At 42.7% G+C, this 518-nt stretch carries 2 tRNA genes; both read left to right on the top strand.

Annotated features, from left to right (window positions below):
- Positions 1-140: 140 nt before the first annotated feature.
- Positions 141-217 (top strand) — tRNA-Ile (locus DS745_RS08460).
- A gap of 17 nt (positions 218-234) precedes the next feature.
- Positions 235-310, top strand: a tRNA-Ala gene (locus DS745_RS08455).
- Positions 311-518: the final 208 nt, after the last annotated feature.

Here is a 518-nt window from a genome sequence, read left to right as displayed (position 1 = left end):
AACAAGGTAGCCGTATCGGAAGGTGCGGCTGGATCACCTCCTTTCTATGGAGTTAAAACTCTAGTCGATGCTTTTCTTAGGAAAAGTACGCTGACGCTGTGTTTCAGTTTTGAGAGAATGATCTCTCCAAATATATGTTTGGGCCTATAGCTCAGCTGGTTAGAGCGCACGCCTGATAAGCGTGAGGTCGGTGGTTCGAGTCCACTTAGGCCCACCATACAAATCTCATAACTTGGGGCCTTAGCTCAGCTGGGAGAGCGCCTGCCTTGCACGCAGGAGGTCAGCGGTTCGATCCCGCTAGGCTCCACCAATTGCAAAATATTGGTTTTGACATCATTTTAGAATGATGTTATATTTATCAAGTCGCCTTTTTGCGACTGTGATATAATTCGTTCCTTGAAAACTAGATAACAACTAACACATTTAAGTTTTACCGGAAAGTTTGTAAAAGCTTTTGAGTAAACTTGAGTAGTCAAGAATTCAATTCGACGTAAAATCCTTATAACTAGGTAATTTTG

This window comes from Anaerobacillus alkaliphilus, from assembly GCF_004116265.1.
GTDB lineage: Bacteria > Bacillota > Bacilli > Bacillales > Anaerobacillaceae > Anaerobacillus > Anaerobacillus alkaliphilus.
This window is presented reverse-complemented; position numbering and strand designations above follow the sequence as displayed.